At 71.3% G+C, this 20702-nt stretch carries 15 protein-coding genes and 1 pseudogene; 5 read left to right on the top strand and 11 right to left on the bottom strand.

What is annotated here, in order from left to right:
- Positions 1-11: 11 nt before the first annotated feature.
- Positions 12-302 (bottom strand): ArsR/SmtB family transcription factor, encoded by a 291-nt coding sequence (locus tag IE269_RS12805; RefSeq protein ID WP_229897605.1) that lies wholly within the window; start codon positions 300-302, stop codon positions 12-14.
- 129 nt (positions 303-431) lie between these two features.
- Here IE269_RS12805 and IE269_RS12800 point away from each other — a divergent pair, with 129 nt between their 5' ends.
- A complete protein-coding gene (locus IE269_RS12800) occupies positions 432-1364 on the top strand; it encodes an NAD(P)-dependent oxidoreductase (RefSeq protein WP_189822996.1) in 933 nt (310 codons plus the stop codon).
- Between the two features lie 34 nt (positions 1365-1398).
- Entirely contained in the window at positions 1399-2883 is a 1485-nt protein-coding gene (locus IE269_RS12795) for an FAD-dependent monooxygenase (RefSeq protein ID WP_189822995.1), read from the top strand.
- Between the two features lie 22 nt (positions 2884-2905).
- Here the strand turns inward: IE269_RS12795 and IE269_RS12790 are convergent, their stop codons facing one another.
- The 8 genes from IE269_RS12790 to IE269_RS12755 form a co-directional block, all read right to left on the bottom strand.
- Positions 2906-3481, bottom strand: a complete 576-nt coding sequence (locus IE269_RS12790; protein ID WP_189822994.1) for a MarR family winged helix-turn-helix transcriptional regulator — start codon at positions 3479-3481, stop codon at positions 2906-2908.
- Between the two features lie 110 nt (positions 3482-3591).
- Positions 3592-5043: an APC family permease gene (locus IE269_RS12785; RefSeq protein ID WP_189822993.1), complete on the bottom strand. Its 1452-nt coding sequence runs from the start codon at positions 5041-5043 to the stop codon at positions 3592-3594.
- Positions 5044-5049: 6 nt separating this feature from the next.
- Positions 5050-5898 carry a fumarylacetoacetate hydrolase family protein gene (locus IE269_RS12780; protein ID WP_189822992.1) on the bottom strand — a complete coding sequence of 283 codons (849 nt, stop codon included), beginning with the start codon at positions 5896-5898 and terminating at the stop codon, positions 5050-5052.
- Positions 5891-6817 (bottom strand): 3,4-dihydroxyphenylacetate 2,3-dioxygenase, encoded by a 927-nt coding sequence (locus IE269_RS12775; protein ID WP_189822991.1) that lies wholly within the window; start codon positions 6815-6817, stop codon positions 5891-5893. The genes IE269_RS12780 and IE269_RS12775 overlap by 8 nt, the downstream gene beginning before the upstream one ends.
- On the bottom strand, positions 6810-8291 hold the full coding sequence (locus IE269_RS12770; RefSeq protein ID WP_189822990.1) for an aldehyde dehydrogenase: 1482 nt from the start codon (positions 8289-8291) through the stop codon (positions 6810-6812). Before IE269_RS12770 ends, IE269_RS12775 begins: the two co-directional genes overlap by 8 nt.
- A 307-nt stretch (positions 8292-8598) precedes the next feature.
- Complete coding sequence (locus tag IE269_RS12765) at positions 8599-9405, bottom strand: acetoacetate decarboxylase family protein (RefSeq protein ID WP_189822989.1); 807 nt, start codon at positions 9403-9405, stop codon at positions 8599-8601.
- Positions 9402-10658 carry an NAD(P)/FAD-dependent oxidoreductase gene (locus IE269_RS12760; RefSeq protein WP_189822988.1) on the bottom strand — a complete coding sequence of 419 codons (1257 nt, stop codon included), beginning with the start codon at positions 10656-10658 and terminating at the stop codon, positions 9402-9404. The genes IE269_RS12765 and IE269_RS12760 overlap by 4 nt, the downstream gene beginning before the upstream one ends.
- Positions 10659-10665: 7 nt before the next feature.
- Entirely contained in the window at positions 10666-10926 is a 261-nt protein-coding gene (locus tag IE269_RS12755; RefSeq protein ID WP_438817544.1) for a ferredoxin, read from the bottom strand.
- Between the two features lie 330 nt (positions 10927-11256).
- Between IE269_RS12755 and IE269_RS12750 the strand changes: the two genes are divergently transcribed.
- The 3 genes and pseudogenes from IE269_RS12750 to cpt all read left to right on the top strand — a co-directional run.
- Positions 11257-12585 carry a glutamine synthetase family protein gene (locus IE269_RS12750; protein ID WP_229897661.1) on the top strand — a complete coding sequence of 443 codons (1329 nt, stop codon included), beginning with the start codon at positions 11257-11259 and terminating at the stop codon, positions 12583-12585.
- A gap of 20 nt (positions 12586-12605) precedes the next feature.
- On the top strand, positions 12606-13868 hold the full coding sequence (locus IE269_RS12745; RefSeq protein ID WP_189822986.1) for a cytochrome P450: 1263 nt from the start codon (positions 12606-12608) through the stop codon (positions 13866-13868).
- Between the two features lie 69 nt (positions 13869-13937).
- Positions 13938-14480, top strand: a pseudogene (gene cpt, locus IE269_RS12740) (chloramphenicol phosphotransferase CPT); the annotation flags it as partial.
- Positions 14481-15408: 928 nt separating this feature from the next.
- Here cpt and IE269_RS12735 read toward each other — a convergent pair.
- Both IE269_RS12735 and IE269_RS12730 read right to left on the bottom strand, forming a co-directional pair.
- Positions 15409-18438 carry an alpha-mannosidase gene (locus IE269_RS12735; RefSeq protein ID WP_189822985.1) on the bottom strand — a complete coding sequence of 1010 codons (3030 nt, stop codon included), beginning with the start codon at positions 18436-18438 and terminating at the stop codon, positions 15409-15411.
- Positions 18439-18470: 32 nt separating this feature from the next.
- The gene (locus tag IE269_RS12730; protein ID WP_189822984.1) at positions 18471-20492 is read right to left on the bottom strand and encodes an endo-beta-N-acetylglucosaminidase; all 2022 of its coding nucleotides are present in this window, start codon (positions 20490-20492) and stop codon (positions 18471-18473) included.
- Positions 20493-20702 lie beyond the last annotated feature (210 nt).

The raw sequence follows: 20702 nt of genomic DNA, 5'->3' as shown, positions 1-20702 counted from the left end.
TGGCCTTGGCCCTACCGTCCGGGCCCCTCCAGGCGCAGCAGGCTGTCCAGCAGTCCCGGGAAGCGCTCCTCGAAGTCGGGGCGCAGTCGCAGCAGCATCCCGGTGCCCGTGCTGCGCTGGACGATCAGGCCCGCCTCGCGCAGGACCTTCCAGTGGTACGAGCGGGTGGACTTCGACCCCGGTACGTCCAGGGTCGTACAGGGCACTTCCTCGTCCGGCGACGAGGCCAGCCTGACCACCACGAGCCGCCGGTGCCGGTCGGCCAACGCCCCGTACACGGCGTCGAGTTGGACATCGGTCAACGGCGGATGGGAGAGCTGTACCGGCATCGGTGACCTTTCATCCGGAGTTCACGTGGGGGCGTTGCCAGCATATCCGGGGGGTCTCTATGGTGACGGGGTACGAAAATTTTCGAACCGCAGGAGTCTGACATGACCACCCCCCGGCCGGTCGTCGCCGTCCTCGGCACCGGAATCATCGGCGCCCCCGTCGCCCGCAACCTCGCCAAGGACGGCTTCACCGTCCGCGTCTGGAACCGCACCCGGGCCAAGGCCGACGCCCTGGCCGCCGACGGCGTGCACGTCGCCGACACCCCGGCCGACGCGGTCGACGGCGCCGACGTCGTCCTCACCGTCCTCAACGACGGCCCCCGCGTCCTGGAAGCCGTCCGCGCCGCCGCCCCCAAGCTGGCGAAGGGCACGGTCTGGGTGCAGGTCAGCACTGTCGGCGAGGACATCGACGCGATCGGCGCGTACGCCGCCGAGACCGGGCTCGTCCTGGTCGACGCCCCGGTGCTGGGCACCCGCCAGCCCGCCGAACTCGGCAAGCTGATCATCCTCGCGGCGGGCCCGGAGTCCGTGCGGCCCACGGTCCAGCCGCTCTTCGACGTGATCGGCTCGCGCACCGTGTGGGTCGGCGAGGACGGCGCGAAGGGCGAGTCCAGCCGCCTCAAGCTGGTCCTCAACGCCTGGGTCGTCGCCCTCACCAACGGCGTCGGCGAGGCCCTCGCCCTCGCCAAGGGCCTCGACGTCGACCCGAAGCTCTTCCTGGACGCCGTCACCGGCGGCCCCCTGGACAGCGGCTACTTCCAGGGCAAGTCGGGGGTCGTCCTGTCCGGGGACTTCACCCCCAGCTTCAGCGTCGACAACGCGGAGAAGGACGCCCGCCTCGCCGCCGAGGCCGCCCGCCGCACGGGCCTGCGCCTGGACGGCGTCGAAGCCGCCCGCGACCGCTTCGCCCGCGCCTCCGCGCTGGGACACGGCGGGGAGGACATGGCGGCGGTGTACTTCGCCAGCTTCGACGGCACCGAGGGCGCTGAAGCCTCCGACGCCTCCGCCTCCGCCTCCGTGAAGCCGCAGGACTGACCCCCTTCCGTCCCCCACTCCCAGGAGGCCCCGCATGCCGACCGACCGTTTTCCCGAACGCACCCGAGTGATCGTCGCGGGCGGCGGCCCGGTCGGCATGATGCTTGCCTGTGAGCTTGCCCTCCAGAACGTCGAAGCGATCGTCCTGGAGCAGGACCTCAAGGTCAGGGACACCCCACGAGCCGGCACCCTGCACGCCCGCAGCGTGCAGTCCCTGCTCCGGCGGGGCTTCCTGCGGCTCCCCGAGCCGGGCCGGCTCGACCTGCACCACCGCACCGGCTTCCACTTCGCCGGACTGCCCCTCCTGGAGATCACCACCCCCACCGCCGAGGGCCCGCCGATCTTCAACCAGTCGCAGTCCGCGCTGGAGGAGGCCTTCGAGTCCAGGGCGCGTGCACTGGGCGCCGAGATCCGGCGCGGGGTGCGGGTGACCGGCCTGGCCGAGCATGCCGACGGCGTCACGGTCGAGACGCTTGCCGAGGACGGCACCCGCTCCCGCATCGACGCCGACTGGCTGATCGGCAGCGACGGGGCCCGTTCCACCGTCCGCGAGGCCGCCGGTATACAGGCGACCACCACCCCGCCGTCCTTCAGCGGCATCGTCGCCCTGGTGGAACTCCTCGACCCGGCGTCCGCCCCCGGCGGCTGGGCGCACGGGCCCGAGGGCGCGACGCTGATCAACGTCAATCCGTACGGACTCAGCCGTGTCGTCGTCCATGATTTCACCAGGCCGTTTCCGGATCGCCAACAGCCCGTGTCCTTCGCCGAGTTGACCGAGGCGACGAACCGGGTGCTGGGCCGCGACGTGCCGATGCGCGGGGCGACGTACCTGTCCCGGTTCAGCGACTTCACCCGCCTCGCCGACACCTACCGGTCGGCCGGACCCGGCCGGGTGCTGCTCGCGGGCGACGCCGCGCACGTCCACGCCCCGCTCGGCGGGCAGGGCCTCAACACCGGCCTCCAGGACGCCTTCAACCTGGGCTGGAAGCTCGGCGCGGTGGCCCGGGGCGACGCCCCCGCCGCACTCCTCGACACGTACACGAGCGAGCGCCGGCCGGTCGGCCAGGAGGTCGTCGACAACACCCGCGCCCAGGCCGCCGTCATGAACCCGCACCCCGAGCACGACCACCTGCGCGCACGGATCACCGCACAGCTCGCCGACCCCGCCCGGGTCAGGGACATGGCCGACACCGTCAGCGGCCAGGGCATCCGCTACGGGGACCCGTCCCAGGGCCTGACGGGCACCTTCCTCCCGAACCACGCCTTCACCACCGCCGAAGGCCCGGTCACGGTCGCCCAACTCCTCCACGAGGCACAGCCGTTGCTTCTCCTCGCCGGGGGCGTCGCGCACCCTGCGGGGACCCGGGCAGGACTTCGTACCGTACGAGTCTCCAGCAGTGAACCCCTCGGCTGGGAGGCAGTGCTCGTGCGCCCCGACGGCTACGTGGCGTGGGCCGGGGAGGGCGGGCTGGCCGACGTGCTCGACGGCTGGTTCGGCCCGGTGCGGCAGGCTGCGTGAACGCCCTTGCCCCGCAGAGCAGTTACGGCTTCGCGGCCCGGCGGCCGCTGCGGCGCGGTGCGGGCTCCTGGCCGTTCAGCAGCTCCCGGCGGCGCTCCTCGCCGTGCTCCTCCACCTGGACCACGATCCGGCGCAGCGCGTCCGCCGTCTTCTTGCACTCGTCGGCGTCCAACTGCTGTGCCACAAAAGCCTCTTCGGCGTTCAGCTCGGGGAAGACGCGGCGCATCAGCTTCTCGCCCTCGTCGGTCAGGCTGAGCAGCACGCGCCGTCCGTCGGAGGGGTGGTCGGTGCGCCGCACCAGGCCGCGCCCCTCCAGGGTTCTGGCCACGCCGGTCAGGGTGCCCTTCGAGATTCCGGCCTCCTCGGCGACGTAACGCGTCTCCTGCTCGCCCCAGATCCACACCACCCACAGCACCACGAACGCGGTCCAGGTGAGGTCGGAGCCGCGCAGCACCGAGTTCTCGAAGTGCCCGCGCACGGCGGCGGCGGCACGGTGGATGTTGGCGATGACCGCCATCTGCTCGTGCTGGATGGGGATGCCGCCGAGCTTGGACTCGACCAGCTTCTCGGTCTCGATGATGGAACGCTGGCCGGGCACGGGCTCTCCTTCGGACACACACCTAGCGGATCGGTCGTTCGACATCAAATTGTACGTCCGGCCGGAACCCCAGGTCAGGGGCCCGGCCGACGTGACGTACCAGGGGGTGTTCAGCTCTTCGCCCGGGCCGCCCTCCTCGCGTAGGGCAGCCGGGACAGGCCCGCGCACAGCACCAGCGCCGCCGGCACGGACACCGCCAGCCAGGTCGCGGTCGACGCGTCCCCGCCGATCAGGGTGGGGAAGTTGTCGACCACCAGGAAGAGCGTGCCCGCGATGCCGAGCGACCCGAGCAGCGGGGCGATCAGCGTGTTCCAGAGGCGGGTGTCCTGCCGGGTGCGGCGGAAGAAGACGATCACCGCGACCGAGGTCAGGAAGTACAGGAACGTGATCGCCAGGGCCGCGACCCCGCTGAACCAGGAGAACATCGTCAGCACCGGGTCCTTGCCCAGCACCACGAACGGCAGCGCGAGCGCCGCCGCCATCAGCGTCTGGACCACCCCGGCCGCCCACGGCGACTGCCGCTCGTTGAGCACCGACAGCTTGCGCGGGAGCAGGCCGTCGCGGCTCAGCGAGAAGAGGTAGCGGTTGGCCGAGTTGTGGAAGGCGAGGATTCCCGCGAAGAGCGAGGTGGCCAGGAGGAAGGGCAGGACGTCGTTGGTCCAGGCCCCGAACTGCGCGGCCACGGGCGCGAACACGAAGGCCGCCCCGTCACCGCCCTCCAGCGCCGCCCCGGCCGCCGCCGCGCTCTTGGACGCCCCGTACGAGGAGATCAGCATCCACGTGGTGAAGGCGAAGAAGCAGGTCACCACCGCGACCGCCAGATAGGTGGCACGCGGCACCGTCTTCTTCGGGTCGCGCGCCTCCTCCCCGTAGATCGCCGTCGCCTCGAAGCCGAGCATCGAGGCGAGCGCGAAGACCAGCGCCACACCGGGCGCGCCCTCCAGCATCGCGGACGGCGAGAAGGAGGCGCCCGCGTTCAGGCCCTCCGGCCCGCCGCCCTGGAACAGCGTCACAATGCCGAACGCCAGCAGGATGCTGAACTCGGCGAGCACGAAGACGGTGAGCACCTTCGCGCCCACCTCGATGCCCAGCACGCCCAGCAGCTGCACGATCGCCATCGTCACGAACGCGCAGACCCACCAGGGGACTTCGAGCCCCGCGTAGTCCGCGAAGAGCTTGCTCGTCGTCGCACCGTAGAGCCCGTACATCGAGCTCTGGATGGTGGTGTACGCGAGCAGCGCCACGCCCGCGCTGCCGATGCCGAAGGTCCGGCCGAGCCCCTTGCCGATGTACGTGTAGAACGCGCCCGCGTCCACGACGTACCGCCCCATCGCGACGAACCCGACGGAGAACAGGAGCACGATGCCGCCCGCGACGGCGTACGCCGCCGGGACGCCGGGGCCGTTCCCGATGGCTATCGCGATCGGGGCGGCCCCGGCCATGCCGGTCAGCGGGGCCTGTGCGGAGAGAACGAAGAAGAGGATGCCGAAGGCACCCAGGGCGCCCCGCTTGAGTGTGCGGGGCGCGTCACCGACTGCCTGGTCCGACCGCTGGGTGACCATCTGCGGTCAGCCGCGCCGTGGTGCGCGGACGCCGCGGAACTCCCAGTCGCCGCCGAAGGCCGTGGAGACGACCTCCTCCGACTCGGTGGGCTGCGCACCGCAGTCGTCGCGGACGGGGAGCGGGCCGGAGACGATGCGGTTCGTGAGCCGCCCGAGCCCCTCGACCTCGACCTCGACGACGTCACCGGGCTGCACGGGACGGGAGTTGGCGGGCGTGCCCGACAGCAGGACGTCGCCCGGGTACAGGGTGATGGTGCGGGCGATGTCGGCGACCAGGTAGTGCATGTCCCACTCCATCTCGGAGGTGGAACCGTCCTGCACGACCTCGCCGTTGACGTACGTACGCAGGTACTTGTCCCGGAAGTCCCAGTCGGTGACCAGACCCGGGCCGAGCGGGCACAGGGTGTCCGAGCCCTTCACGCGCAGCATCGAACCTGCGTCGGTGTCACGGAAGTCGTGCAGGCCGTAGTCGTTGCCGATGGTGTAACCGGCGATGTAGTCGCCGGCCTCCTCGGGCGAGATGTTGCGGGCGGTCCTGCCGATGACGATCGCCACCTCGCCCTCGTAGTTGAGGTACTTGCAGCCCTCGGGACGCACGATCGCACCCTTGTGGGAGTTCAGCGCCGAGGTCGGCTTGTGGAAGTACGTCGGGGTGGGGGTGAGGTCGATCTGGAACTCCTCCACCCGGCTGCGGTGGTTGAGGTGCACGGCGATCACCTTGGACGGCACGACCGGCGGCAGGTGCTGGGCGTCGTCGATCTTGACGCGGCGGCCGTCGGCGGAGACCAACTCGTCGTCCTGGCGCTCCACTTGGACGACGGCACCGTCGAGAAGGATGCGGCGGTACTCAGGCATGGGTGGTCTCCTGGGAGGTGATGGTGTTGTCGGGGGTGGCGTTCCAGCCGCCGTCGGGGCGGTCGAACCAGATGTGGATCTGGCCGGTGCCGACCGCGTTCTCGTACTCGCTGTACAGGCGTCCGGGAGCGGTGCAGCGCTCCTCGCCCAGCGCGCCGAGCATCATCAGGTAGTGCCCGAAGCGGGCCTCGGGCTTGAACTTGTAGAACTCCGGCATGGTGCGCAGGACTTCGTCGTGCCGCCCCTGCTCGAACCAGGCGATCCGCTCGTAGTCGGCCTCGCGGGCGCCGGCGCTGAAGATGTGGCTCGGGTCGCTGGACTCGTGGTCGCGCAGCTCGCGCAGCGACCAGAAGGTGTGCGACAGGGCGCCGGACGCGATGAGCAGCACCTTGCGGTCGGTGGCGGCGATGCCGTCGGCGAGCGCGCGGCCGAGCCGGAGGTTGTCCTCGGTGTCGGCGGTCTGGCAGACGCCGATCGACACCCACTTCTTGTCCGGGAGCCCCTCGCCGAGGTACTTCCACAGGTTGATCGTGGCGTAGTACACCGGGAGATACGGGTCGTCGATCGGCGTGATCCACGTGCCGTGCTGCTCCGCGAACTCCGCGATGCTGCGCGCCAGCTCGGGGTCGCCCGGATAGTCGTACGGCATCCGGCACATGCCGCGCGGCAGCTCTTCGGAGGTGAAGAGCCCGGCCCGCCGGTCCTGTGCGGAGACGACGTACTCGACGGTGGTCGCCCAGTGGGAGTCCAGGACGACGACGGTGTCGTAGTCCAGCGTCTCGAAGACCTCCTCGCGGAGCTTGCGCAGCCCCGGCACGAGGCTGATCTCGCGGCCCTCGTTGAGCTCCTTGCGGGTCTCCTCGGGCAGAACGATGGTGGGGACGTGGGACAGCAGCCCCGCGCCGACGATTTCACCCATGCTGAACCCACCCTGATTCCTGTGCGGTGACGGTGTTCTTGAGGTCGCAGTAGAAGTCGAAGCTCCAGGTGCCGCCCTCCCGGCCGACCCCGGACTGGCGGGAGCCGCCGAAGGGGGCGCGGAGGTCGCGCACGTAGAAGCAGTTGACCCAGACGGTGCCCGCGACGAGCTGCCGGGCGATGCGGTCGGCGTGCGCGCGGTCGCCGCTGACGACGGTGGCGGCGAGCCCGAAGCGGGTGCCGTTGGCCAGCGCGACCGCCTCGTCGTCGTCCGCGAAGGTCTGGAGGGTCAGGACCGGGCCGAAGATCTCCTCCTGGACGGCTTCGGCGTCCTGCGCGAGACCGGTGAGGAGGGTCGGCCGGTAGTACAGGCCGCCGAGTTCGGTGTTGGGCCCGCCGCCGATCACGGCCTGGGCGCCCGCCGCGAGGGCCCGCTGCACGAAGCCGTCGATCTTCTCCAGCTGGCGGGGGTGGATGTTGGGCCCGAGGTCGGTGGCGGCGTCGCGGGGGTCGCCCTGGACGAGGGAGTTCGCCTTCTGGACGAACTTCTCTACGAATGCCTCCTGGAGGGACTCGTGCACGAGCAGCCGGGTGCCTGCGAGGCAGACCTGCCCGGCGTTGTCGTACTGCTCCACGGCCAGCTCGACGGCGAGATCCAGATCCGCGTCCTCCAGCACGAGGAGGGGGGACTTGCCTCCCAGCTCCAGCGAGACCGGGGTGAGGTTGGCCGCGGCGGCCGCCGAGATGTGCCTGGCGGTCGGCACGGAGCCGGTGAAGCTGATGCGGCGTACGTCGGGGTGCTCGGTCAGCGCCTGGCCGACCTCGGCCCCGTACCCCTGAACGATGTTGAGCACACCGGCGGGCAGCCCGGCCTCGGCGGCGATGTCGGCGAGGAGGGAGGCGGTGAGGGGCGACCACTCGGCGGGCTTGAGGACGACGGTGTTGCCGGCGGCGAGCGCGGGAGCGACCTTCCAGCTCTCCATCATCAGCGGCGCGTTCCACGGCGTGATGAGCACGCAGGGGCCGGCCGGGTCCCAACTCACGTGATTGCGGCGGGTGTTGGTGTCGAAGTCCTCGTGCCCGAGGTCGTTGGTCAGCCAGTCCGCGAAGAAGCGGAAGTTGTGGGCGACGCGGGGCATGACGCCGCGGCGGTGGGAACGGATGAGGGCGCCGTTGTCGTGGGTCTCGACCTGGGCCAGCTCTTCGAGGCGCTTCTCGACGCCGTCGGCGATGGCGTGCAGGAGGCGGGCACGCTCCTGCGGCGAGGTCGCCGCCCAGGCGGGGAAGGCGGCCTTGGCCGCAGCCACGGCGGCCTCGGCCTCGGGCTTCCCGCCCCGCGAGATCTGCCCGAGCTCGGTGCCGTCGATGGGGGAGTGGTCGGCAAAGGTGGCGCCGTCGGCAGAGGCGACACGGACACCGTTGATCCAGTGCCGGGTGTCGACGGGGGTACCGGCGACGGTGGTGGTGTGGGACATGGCGGAACTCCTTGGGAGGGGGGTACTTAGGGGCGCGGGGCCGTTTCGATTTGCGGCTCCGCCGCGTGGGCGCGAGCGGGCTGAACGATCCCGTGCCGGGTGCTGGAGCGCCCCTTCAGGGGCGCGGGGAACTGCGCGAGCAACCACGACGCACCCGCACGGAACCGTGCAACTGCCCCGCGGGTTTAGGTGAAGGGGCGGGGCCGGGGCGAGCGCCCCAGGCAACCGGGGTGCCGGGTGCGGCACGAAGAGGGCCAGCCGCAGCCACCCGGTGCGGCACGAGGACCCGTATCCAGTGGGCTCCGCCCTACTCGGCTCCGGACGTCCCCGACTCCAACAACCGCCCCCCGTCCCACACCACCCCGACCTGCCGGAAGTACGCCCCGATCGGCTCCCGGATCTCCAGCCGCGAAAGCTCCTCCGTCGGCGAATCGAAGAGCGTCAGCTCCGCATCCGCCGCCCACGCGGGCCCCGCCTCGAAGGACGCCCCGCCCGTCTCGATCAGCTCGTCGAGCGCCAGCCCCTTCCCCTTCTCGATCGAGGGAAGCCACCGGTGGTGAATCATCGGGTGCCCGTTCACGAACCCGTTCGTGTCGCTCTCCTCCCGCAGGGTGAACGTCGCCTCGGCCAGCCGCCGGTCCGCCGCCGCGAGCGTCGCGCCGAAACGGGCCCCGGCCGCCACCCGCGGAGCGGGCCCGTACGGATGCGGCCGCGTCTGGTGGATCGACCCGAGCTTCTTCGGATACCCCTGGTGCAGCCCCCGCGCGATCGCGAAGTCCTTGTCGACCCAGATGTAGACGCACCGCGAGTACGTCCGCCCCTTGTACGAGCACCGCACCACCACGAACGCTTCCTTGTACTGCGCCCGCACGGGGTCGAGCAGCTCCTCCTGCGACGCCGAGCAGGACTGCCAGTCCGCCCAGATCAGCGCCACCGCACCCGGGTCCTCCTCCGCCAACTCCAGTGGCTCCGGCAGGAGTTCACGCACCCGCTCCGGGTCCGTCCGGTACTCGACGGTCAACAGGTCGCCGGAGTACTGCCACGGCGGCGCCGGAATCAGCGACGACGAACCGGTCGCCGTCTTGGGGTGGAAGTAACCGCGAACGGTGCTCACGACAATGCTCCTTGCATGACGGAAAAATCAGAAGAACCCGCAGAACCCGCAGAACCCGCAGAACCCGCAGAAATCGAACTCAATTCACCCCGGTACGCCGCCGCCCTGGCCACCACCGCAGCCCCGCCCAGCGCCACGACCCCCACCAGCCGCCCGCCCCCGTCGTGGTACCCGACCAGCACGTCCCCGGCCGGATCCCCCTCCAGCACCCGCACGTCACCCGCGCCGAGCCCGGGTGCCCCGAAGGACTGCACGCGGTACTCGTACTGGTCCGACCAGAACGAGGGCAGCGGCGCGAACGCCTCCTGCTCGGCCCCGACCAGCGTCCGCGCCGCGTGCTTCGCGCTGTCGCCCGGCACCGACCAGTGCTCGACGCGGCGCGCCACCGCGTCGTACCGGGCATTGGGGAACCGCGCGACGTCCCCCACACCCACCACGCCCCCCGGCGCCCCGACCGCCCGCAACTGCTCGTCGCACAGCAGGCCGTCGCTGAGGTCGAGCCCGTTGCCCTCCAGCCACTCCACGTTGGGCAGCGACCCGACGGCCTCCACGACCACATCGGCCCTCACCCGCGACTCGTCGTCCAGTACGAGTCCGGTCACGCGCTCGTCGGTCCCGGTGAAGCGGCTGACCGTACGCCCGAGCGCGAAGCGCACGCCCTGCGCGCGGTGCCGCTCCAGCAGTGCCCGCGCGAGCACCTCGCCCAGCGCGCGCACCAGCGGAAGCGGCGTCGGTTCGACCACGGTCACCTCGGCGCCGAGCCCCCGCGCGGTCGCGGCGACCTCGCACCCGATGAAGCCCGCGCCGACGACGACCACCCGCGCGCCGGGCCGCAGGGCCCCTTGCAGGGCGCGGGCGTCGTCGAGGGTGCGGACCGTGTGCCGGCCCCCGACCGGGCCGGGCACGTCGAGCCGCCGCGGCCGCAGTCCGGTGGCGACGACCAGTCCGTCGTACGAGAGGGACTCGCCGTCCGCCAGGGTGAGCGTCCGCCCGGCGAGGTCCGCCGAGGCCACGGCCGAGCCCAGCCGCCACACCACGTCCCCGGCGGCCGCCTTCGGCCGGAAGGCCACCGAGTCGAAGCCGGCCTTCCCGGCGAGGACCTCCTTGGAGAGGGGCGGGCGGTTGTAGGGCATGTGAGGTTCGTCGCCGACGACGACGATCTCGCCCGCGAACTTCGCCCGGCGCAGCTGTTCCGCGGTGCGCAGCCCGCCGAGGGAGGCCCCGGCGACGACGATGCGGTCCATCGTGCTCATCCGCGGATCAGTCCTCGATGGTGATGGCCTGGAGCGGGCACACGTCCGCCGCGTCCTCGACGTCCTCGCGCAGCGACTCGTCGGGCTCGGCGACGTACAACAGCCGTCCCTCGTCGCTGAGTCGGAAGACCTCCGGGGAGGCGAAGACGCACTGTCCGTGGTCCTGACAGACATCCATGTCCACGACGACCTTCATGGGGCGGGCCTCCCGGGAGAAGAAGTGGTGCTGCGGGTGGGAACGCGAGCCGACGGCACCTGCGGGACGCACGGGGTGCGGTGCGGGGCCCGCTCGCGAATTCGTTTGAGTTCAAACAAGTTAAGCCCCAGAGCCCGGCCGGTCAACAGTCGTGTTCGGCGGTCGTGTGAAGGTGAGGAAAGTTGTCGCTCACCCCTTGTGCCCTACCGGGGGCCTGCATATCTTTTGGAGTCAAACGACATGGAGGATCCACCGGTGAGCGCTCAGCAGTACCCGTCGCCCTCGCACTCGGCGGCCGCGTCCGCCACACCTGTTGCGTCCGCCCCGGCCTCCCCGGCCGAAGGCGCCGCCCCCGCCGCCGTCACCCGGTACGCCGCGCTGCCCCCGCAGGCCCGCGAGCCCCTGGAACGGCTGGCCGCCCAGGGTCACGAGATCGACGTCGTACGCGTGACCTTCCCGGACCTCCTCGGCACCGACCGGGCCCGCGACATCCTCGTCGAGCACCTGCCCTCGGCGCTGGGGCACGGTCTGGCCTTCTGCCGCGCCGTCTACCACACCTCCCCGCGCGGCGACACGGTCGACGTGGCGGGCGGCCTGGACGCCGGACTGCCCGACATCCTGGTCAAGCCCGACCTCTCCACCCTCGTCGCACTGCCCTGGGAGCCGGGCGTCGCCTGGTGCCTGGGCGAGGCCACCGACCCGGCGACCGGCGAACGCGCCCCGGAGTCCCCGCGCGGCGTGCTCCAGCGGGTGCTGGACGCGTGGGCCGAGTACGGGCTGATACCCGTCGTCGGACCCGAACTCGAATACTTCCTCTGCGAAGAGGCCCCCGGCACCCCGACCGGCTGGCGCCGGTACGCGGAGGCCCCCGGCAACATCTACACCGCCGGCCTGCGCGGCGACCCCGAGCGCCATCTGCTCCGTACGATCCGCCACCTGCGCGACCTCGGACTGCGCGTCACGGCGGGCAACCACGAGTACAGCAGCGGGCAGTTCGAGATCAACCTCGACCACTCCGAGGCCCTCGACGCCGCCGACCGGGGCTTCCGCTTCAAGGCGGCTGTCAAGGAACTCGCCCGCAAGGAAGGGAAGTTGGCCACCTTCATGGCCAAGCCCTTCAACGACGAAGGCGGTTCGGGCTTCCACATCCACCTCTCGGCGGTCTCCGACACCTCCGGCGAGAACGCCTTCGACGACGCCTCGGCCACCCACGGCCTCTCCGACCTGGCCCGCCACGCCATCGCCGGAATCCTGGCCCACGCCCCGGCGCTCGCGGCCCTCCAGAACCCGACCATCAACTCCTACAAGCGCTTCGGCCCCGACACCCTCGCCCCCTGGCTGATCGACTGGGGCCTCGACAACCGCAGCGCCATGCTGCGCATCCCGCCGGAGCGCGGCGCGGCCTCCCGCCTGGAAGTCCGCCTCGGCGACGCCAGCGCCAACCCCTACCTCGTCATCGCCTCGACCCTGGCCGCTGCCCTCCTCGGCATCCGCGCGGGCGAAGAGCCTCCCGCCCCCCTCGAGGGCTACGGCTACGACGTCAGCAAGGCGCCCCAGCTGCCCGCCTCCCTGCCCGCCGCCCTGGACGCCCTGGTCGCCGACGGCCCGCTCACGGAACTCCTCGGCAAGGACTTCACCTCGTCCTTCCTCGCCTACAAGCGCAACGAGGTCGACCGCTTCCAACAGCACGTCACCGACTGGGAGTTCGGCGAGTACGCGTATCACCTCTGAGCCACCTGGAGTTTGCAGCCATGCCCGAACCCCTGCCCCTCGCCGACGTGGACCTCGCCGACCCGGACAAGTTCCTCGACGGCGAGACCCCCTGGCGGATGCTGGAGACCCTGCGCCGCGAGGACCCCGTCCACTGGCAGCCCGAACCCGCCCCGAACAGCGGCTTCTGGGCGGTCACCCGGCACGCCGACATCGTCGCGGTCGACCGGGACCCGGAGACGTACACCTCCACCCGCTTCACCAACCTGGAGGAGGTGGACGACGACCAGATCGCCATCCGCCGCTCCCTCCTCGAAACGGACGGCCTGCGCCACCAGGCGATGCGCCGCCTCCTCCAAAAGCCCTTCACCCCCAGGGCAGTTGCTGCCTACGGCGACTTCCTGCGGGTCCTGACCCGCCGCACCCTGGACGCCGCCCTCGCCAAGGGCTCCTTCGACTTCGTCGAAGAGGTCTCGGCGGACTTCCCCATCAACGTCCTGGCCCGGATGCTGGACATCCCCGAGGACGACACCCAGCAGCTCATCGACTGGGGCAACCGGATCATCGGCAACACGGACCCCGACTACGCGGACGTACTCCTGCACTCCTCCGAGAGCGAGGCGTACCGCAACCTGCCCTTCCGCAGTCCCGCTTCGCTCGAAGTCTTCGCGTACGGACGGAAGTTGGCGGAGGAACGGCGCGGCGGCGACGGCACGGACCTGGTCAGCCTCCTGGTCAACCAGACCCCGAAGGACGGCGTTCCCCTCACGCCGACCGACTTCGACAACTACTTCCTCCTCCTGGTCGTGGCGGGCAACGAGACCACCCGTCACGCCATCTCCCACTCGATGCTGGCCCTCATCCAGCACCCGGAGGAGCTCGCCAAACTCCAGGCCGACCCGACCCTGATCCCCGCCGCCGTGGAGGAGTTCCTCCGCTGGGCGTCCCCCGTCTACCACTTCCGCCGCACGGCGACGAGGGACACCACGCTGGGCGGCAAGGAGATCAAGGAGGGCGACAAGGTCGTCCTGTGGTTCGCCTCGGGCAACCGCGACGAAGACGTCTTCACGGACCCCGACACCTTCGACGTGACCCGCAAGAACATCGACCACGTCACCTTCGGCAAGGGCAGCCCGCACTTCTGCCTGGGCAACTCGCTGGCCCGCCTGGAGATCCAGATCCTCTTCGAGGAGCTGCTGCCGCGCATCTCCTCCATCCGCCTGACGGGTGAAGTCCCGCGCGTACGCAGCAACTTCGTCAACGGCATCAAGAAGCTGCCGGTGGAGGTCACACTGGCTCCGTAGGGTGATCCGGGCGGAAATGCCTGGCGTCGGTCTCCCCGGGCGCTTTACGTTGGCCGGATGAAGACCCGGATGATCGTGCTCAACGGTGGCTCCAGCTCGGGGAAGTCGGGCATCGCCCGCTGCTTGCAGGCGGTGCTGCCCGACCCCTGGCTGGTGCTGGGCACGGACGTGTTCGTCGAGATGCTCCCTGTGTCGATGCGAGAACCCGAGGCGGAGGGAGCGGGCTCGGGCAAGGGCCTGGTGATCGCCGCCGACGGGACGGTGACCGTGGGGGAGGACTTCCTCCGGCTCCAGGACGCTTGGGTCGCGGGGGTCGTGGCGATGGTGCGGGCCGGGGCGCGGGTCATCGTGGACGAGGTGTTCCTTGGGGGAGGGGCCGGTCAGGAGCGCTGGAAGACCGCGCTCGGCGGTGACGTCGAGGTGCTGTGGGTCGGGGTCCGCTGCTCGGCGGAGGTGGCTGCCGGGCGGGAGATCGCACGCGGCGACCGCACACCGGGCATGGCCGCCGGCCAGGCGGAATCGGTGCACCGGGACATGGTCTACGACCTGGAGGTCGATACGACCCGTACCGAGTCCCTGGACTGCGCGCGGCGTATCGCGGTGCAGGTGAGACGCGAGGACGAGAACATGACGACGGACGAACTGTTCGCCGGTGCGCTGGCGGAAGTCGTCACGGACGAGAACGTGCCCCAGCCCTTCCTGCTCGCCCTGCACCAACGCCCGACCCGTGAGGTGTTCGACCGCGCCGTGGAACTGCTGGGCCGTGACGACCCGGACGAGCGGGCACTGGGGGTGAATGTCCTCCGGGAGCTGGGCGACGAAGACGAGGAGGGGTGGAGGCCGTTCACGGAGGAGACGGTGGAGGCCGTCCTGGCGGAGATGGGGGACGAGCCGGATCCGTGGGTGCTGAGCCAGCTGATCAGTGTGCTGGGGTATCACCGGGCGTGCGGGGCGCTCGACCTGGTGCTCGGCTACCGGGACCACCCCGAGCAGCCGCTGCGGTTCGCGGTGGCTGCCGCGCTGCCTCTCCTGGCGGATGAGGGGCGGACCGAGCGGCGGGTGCTGGACGCGTTGCTGGAGCTCGGGTCGGACGACAGCGAGGCCGTGCGCTGGTACGCCCTGTACGCGCTGTTCAACGAGACGGTGGGGGTGGACGCGGCGGAGCGCCGATCCTGGGCCAACGGCCTCGCCGCCGGGTCGGCGGGCGACGCGGGGCGTCGGGAACAGTTGGTTCAACTGGCGGGGTGCTTGGGCGGGGAGGCGGAGGGGGACCCTGAGCTGGGGACGCTCCTGAAACGCCGGATGACCTGACGTGCCTGACGTGCCGCCCGAAGGGCAGGCACCTCAGGGGCGCGGGGAACTGCGCGACCAGCCACGACGCACCCGCACGGACCCGTCCCATTGCCCCGCGGGTTTAGGTGAAGGGGCGGGGCTGGGGTGAAAATACCCCGGCACCGGGTGCCGAACTCGACCGATCGTCCCGTGCCTCAGCAGCACGCACCGGGTGCCGACCCGACCGACCCGCCCCCCCCGGAGGGCCTCAGCCCCGCGCCACCCGCAGGGTCAGGATCTGGAACGGTCGCAGGGCCACCCCCACCTCACCCCCGGCACCCAGCTCATACGCCGACGCTCCCGGCAGGGCCCGCTCCAGCAGGTCCGTCTCGACGACCGACCCCGCAGGGAAGCCCACCCTCAGCCTCCCCGACGCCCGACCGCCGGCCGACTCGTAGAGCCGTACGACCACATCCCCGCTCCCGTCCTCCGCCAGCTTCACCGCCTCCACGACGATCCGCTCGTCGGAGACGTGGAAGAGGGGAGCCACGGAAGCGCCGGCCCCGGACACCGTCCGCTCCGGGAGATTGATCCAGTGGCCCTCCCGGACCGCGTCCGTCACCGAGGCCCCGGGCGCCAGCGCGAACCGCAGCCGGTGGGAGCCCTGGTCCGTCTCCGGATCCGGGTAGCGCGGAGCCCGCAGCAGCGACAGCCGCACCGTCGTGGTCTGGCCGCCGTCCTCCCGTACATCACGCGTCACGTCGTGCCCGTACGTCGAGTCGTTGACCACGGCCGCACCCCACCCCGGCTCCTCCACCTGGATCCACCGGTGCGCGCAGATCTCGAACTTGGCGGCCTCCCAGGAGGTATTGGTGTGCGTCGCCCGGAAGACGTGGCCGAACTGCGTCTCCGCCGCCGACCGGTCCGCCTTCACGTCCAGCGGGAACGCCGCCTTCAGGAACTTCTCCGACTCGTGCCACTCCACGTCCGTCTCGATGTCCAGCACCTTCGCCCCCGACCGGAGGCTCAGCCGCTGGACGACCGTCGACTCGCCGAAGGAGCGGGACACGGTCACCGTCGCCAAGTCGGCCTCGGAAGCGGTCAGTTCGAGCGAGTCGACCGACGTCAGGTCCGTCACGTTGTGGCGGTAGAACTCGTCGATGTCCCACGCGTCCCACATGTTCGGGAAGTCCGGGTGGATCTGGAGCAGGTTCGCGGCCAGGCCCGGCGCCACCGCCTCCCGGCCCGCCTCCGTGTCGTACGCCGACACGACCAGCCCGCGTCCGTCGATCACCACACGCAGCCGCCCGTTCGCCAGCGCGAAGCCGCCGTCGCGTGCGGTCGCCGTGACCGCCTCGGCCGTACGGGGACCGGCCGCCGCCGCTCCCATCGCCGCCACGGAATTGCGGTCGTGCGGAGCCGAGTTGAAGACCAGCTCCGCCGACCCCTCGCCCGCCAGCGCCGTCTGCGCGGCGAGCGTCAGCGCCTCAAGCTCCGCCCGTACCCGTGCGTACGTCTCCCGGGCCTCCCGGTGCACCCACGCGATCGACGAACCCGGCAGGATGTCGTGGAACTGGTGGAGCAGGACCGTCTTCCAGATCCGCTCCAAGTCCGCCTGAGGGTAGGCGAATCCGGGAACGCGGACGGCCGCCGTGGCCGACCACAGCTCCGCCTCCCGCAGCAGCGACTCACTGTGCCGGTTTCCCTGCTTCGTCTTCGCCTGCGAGGTGTACGTCCCCCGGTGCAGCTCCAAGTACAGCTCGCCCGCCCACACCGGCGCGTCCGGGTACTCCGCCTCCGCCTTGGCGAAGAAGGCGGACGGCTTCTCCACCGTCACCTTCGGCGAGCCCTCCAGGTCCCGCAGCCGCTCCGCCCGCGCCAGCATCTCGCGGGTGGGGCCGCCACCTCCGTCACCCCACCCGAACGGGGCCAGCGACCGTGAACCCCTCCCCTTCTCCTGGTAGTTGCGGGCCGCGTGCGCCATCTGCTCGCCGCCCAGGTCGGAGTTGTAGGTGTCCACCGGCGGGAAGTGCGTGAAGACGCGCGTCCCGTCGATGCCCTCCCACCAGAAGGTGTGGTGCGGGAACTTGTTGACCTGCGACCACGAGATCTTCTGCGTCAGGAACCACTTCGAGCCCGACAGCTTCACCAACTGCGGCATCGCGGCCGTGTAGCCGAAGGAGTCCGGCAGCCACACCTCGTTCGTCTCGATGCCGAACTCTTCCATGAAGAACTTCTTGCCGTACAGGAACTGACGGGCCATCGCCTCCCCGCCGACCATGTTGGTGTCCGACTCCACCCACATGCCGCCCACCGGTACGAACTGCCCGTCCGCGATCTTCTTCTTGACCTTCGCGAACACCTCCGGCCGGTGCTCCTTGATCCAGGCGAGCTGCTGCGCCTGCGACATGGCGAAGACGAACTCCGGGTGGTCGTCCATGAGCGCGACCATGTTGGACGACGTCCGCGCCACCTTTCGCACCGTCTCGCGCAGCGGCCACAGCCACGCCGAGTCGATGTGCGCGTGACCCACCGCGCTGATCTGGTGCGCCGAGCGCGTGGCGGGCGAGGCCAGCACCTCCGCCAGCTCCGTGCGGGCGCGGGCGGCCGTGCCCGCGACGTCCGTGAGGTCCACCGCGTCCAGGCTGCGTTCGATCGCGCGCAGGATCTCCCAGCGGCGCGCGTCGTCCTTGGAGAGGTTGTGCATGAGCGAGCCCAGGACCTCCAAGTCCTGCACCAGCTCCCAGACTTCGGTCTCGAAGACCGTCAGGTCCATGCGCTCGATGCGGTACAGCGGGTCCTGACGTGCCGTCAGGCGGTCGCCCTCGTACGTCGGCGCGTGGTCGACCAGGATCGGGTTCGACGACGCCTCGACGTACAGCAGCACCTCCTCCCCGCCCTCGACCCGCTCCCCGCCGATCCGCACCCAGTCGTTGCGCGGGTTCAGCGCCTTCACGGCCTCGCCGTCGGGGCGGTAGACCAGGCCCTCGCACTGGAAGCCCGGCATGTTCCGGTCGAAGCCCAGGTCGATGACCGCCTCGACGGTCCGCCCGGCCCACTCGGCGGGCACCCGCCCGGTCACCCGGAACCAGGTCGTGCCCCAGGCCGGCCCCCACGCGTCACCGGCCGAGGCCGGACCGTACACGGCGGCCAGCCCCTCCGCGACGGGCACCGGCTCGCCCGGGGCCTCCCAGCGCTCGATGGTGAGCGGGACGGACTGCGAGTGGACGGCGGGCCGGATGCGGTCGTGCAGTACGCGCCGGAGGCGGTGTTCCACGATGCTGCGGTCGTCGTGCATGAGGGTTACTCCGTACGTGAAGAGGGGGGTGGCTACCAGGACAGGGTGACGGGGGAGGGCCGGGACGAAGCGTGCAGCGCGCTCACCGCACGCACCTCCAGAGTGGTACGGGACGTGCCGTCCGCGCCACGGCGCACCGCCGGAAGGTAGTACGCGGCCGAGGCCGTGCCGCCGAGGAAGCGGCGCGTGCCGTCGACGAGCAGTTGGTGCACCTCGTAGTGGCGCGCCCCGGGCACGGGCCGCCAGCGCAGCCGCAGTTCGGCGACGCCGGGGCCGGTGAGGCGCCGTCCGGTGATGCGCACCTGCGCGGGCGGCTGCGGAGGGGCCGCCGGGTGCTCGTACACGGCCAGCGCGCCGAGCCGCCACACCACCGGGCCGCCGCTCCCGCTCAGGCGTACGCCGAGGGCGTGGACGTCGGTGCGGGGGAGGCGGGCGCGGGAGGTGGTCCAGCCGTTGGTGGTGCGCTGGGGGTGGAGGGGGAGGACGTGCACGGTGCCGGACGCGTCGGTGAAGGTGGCCTCCACTGCTGCCGAGCCCTCTTCCTGACGGTACGTCAACACCACCTCGGCGCGACGGGATTGGAATCTCGTACGGTAGAGGTCGAGCTCGGCCGGGGAGGCGGCGGCGAGGTCGCCGGAGACCAGGACGCTGCTGCCGCCGCGCCAGGCGGCGTCGAAGGCGAACCCGACCTGCGGGCGGGCACCGCGTGTCCGGACCTCCCAGCGGCGGGACGGCAGCACGTCCTGGAGCCCGAGCTGATTCCACCCGCTGTCGCCGGTCCTCCGTCCGTCCTCGTACCACCCCTCCCCGTGACCGGTGTTGAAGGTGGTGGCGAAGGGGAGGGTGGTGACGGTGGAGCGGTCGGCGAGGTACTGGGCGGCGGGCCGCCAGTTCCCGGGCCCGGAGGGGGCGGTCGGGTCGGTGCGCTCGCCGGTCCAGAACTGGTCGTCGCGGGCGTGGAACTGGGTCGGGGTGCGGGTCGCGGCGGGCAGGGAGTGGAGGGTCCACTCGGGGCGGTAGAGGCCGATGCCGGTCACGTGGTCGCGGGTGGCGGGGACGATGGCGTCCCAGTCCTCGCGGGTGTTCCAGCCGTTGGCCTCGACGTCGACGCCGGCCATCAGCTCGTACGGGGAACGCCCCATGCGCCTGGCGTACGCGGCGGACTCGGCGAGCTTGGCGGGCGTCCAGCGGAAGTCGACGAAGAGGGAGCGGGAGTGGCGGAAGTAGGGGGCGTTGAGGTCGTTGAGCGCGCCCTGCCAGCCGACGTGTCCTTCGGTGTTGAAGGCGTCGTACCAGGTGATGGAGAGGTCGGGGGCGGCGCGACGCAGACTCCGTACGAACTCCACCAAGTCGGCGGCCAGTTGACGGTCCCCGGCGGCATCCGTCTCGCCGTTGAGGAACCACCCGTCGAAGCCGTACGTACGGGCCACCTCGATGAGTTTCGCGGCGAGGGGGAAGCGGCCGAGGGCGTCGCGCTGCACGAGGTCGCGGGTCCACTGGAGGCTGCCGCCGTAGGCGACGGGCGGCAGGAAGACGTTGCCGAGGACACGGACGCCGTGCCGGTGGGCGGCGTCGACGACGGGGGCGTTGGGGGCGAGGACGATGCCCTCGCCGGACGACCCGCCCCAGAAGACCAGCTCCTCCAGGTACGCCCAGTGGGTGAGGGCGTAGTAGTCGGCGGTGGGGGAGCCCTGGGAGGGATTGCGTGCGGTGGGTCCGAAGGAGACGAGGGCGGAGAGACGGGCCTGGTCGGGGCGGGCGGTGGGGTTGGTGGGAGTGGGGGTGAAGCGGCGCCGGGGGTCGAGGGGGACGGTGGAGGTGTTGAAGGGAAGGTCCGGGTCGTCGGCGGCCCGCCAGGCCTTGAGGCTGCGCCAGGTGGCGCCGGGGTCGGGCTCTCTGCCTTCGGGGAAGGAGTCGGGGAACCAGTAACTGGCGTAGGGCTGGAGGGGTTTGGGCTCAGGCTCCGCTTCTTCGGCTGCCGCCGGGCCGGGCAGGGCGGTGACGGCACCGGCGGCGAGGGCGGTGGTGAGGAGGGTGCGACGGGGGATGGTCATGGGGTTTCCTTCCGGGATACGGGGTGGGCTTGGGGTCGTCGAGGGTGCGGGGCACCGGGAGGGGCCGGGGGGAAGGGCGCTGCGAAGCAGCCCCGTCTAGGGGCGCGGGGAACTGCGCGACCAGCCACGACGTACCCGCACGGAACCGAGACCGACCGCACCCCCGCACGGCCCCCACTGAGCCCCGCGGGTTTAGGTGAAGGGGCGGGG

Origin of the sequence: Streptomyces spiroverticillatus, from assembly GCA_014650415.1 — a bacterium.
Classification (GTDB): domain Bacteria; phylum Actinomycetota; class Actinomycetes; order Streptomycetales; family Streptomycetaceae; genus Streptomyces; species Streptomyces spiroverticillatus.
The sequence above is the reverse complement of the archived record's forward strand: the minus strand, read 5'-3'. Positions and strand labels throughout refer to the sequence as shown.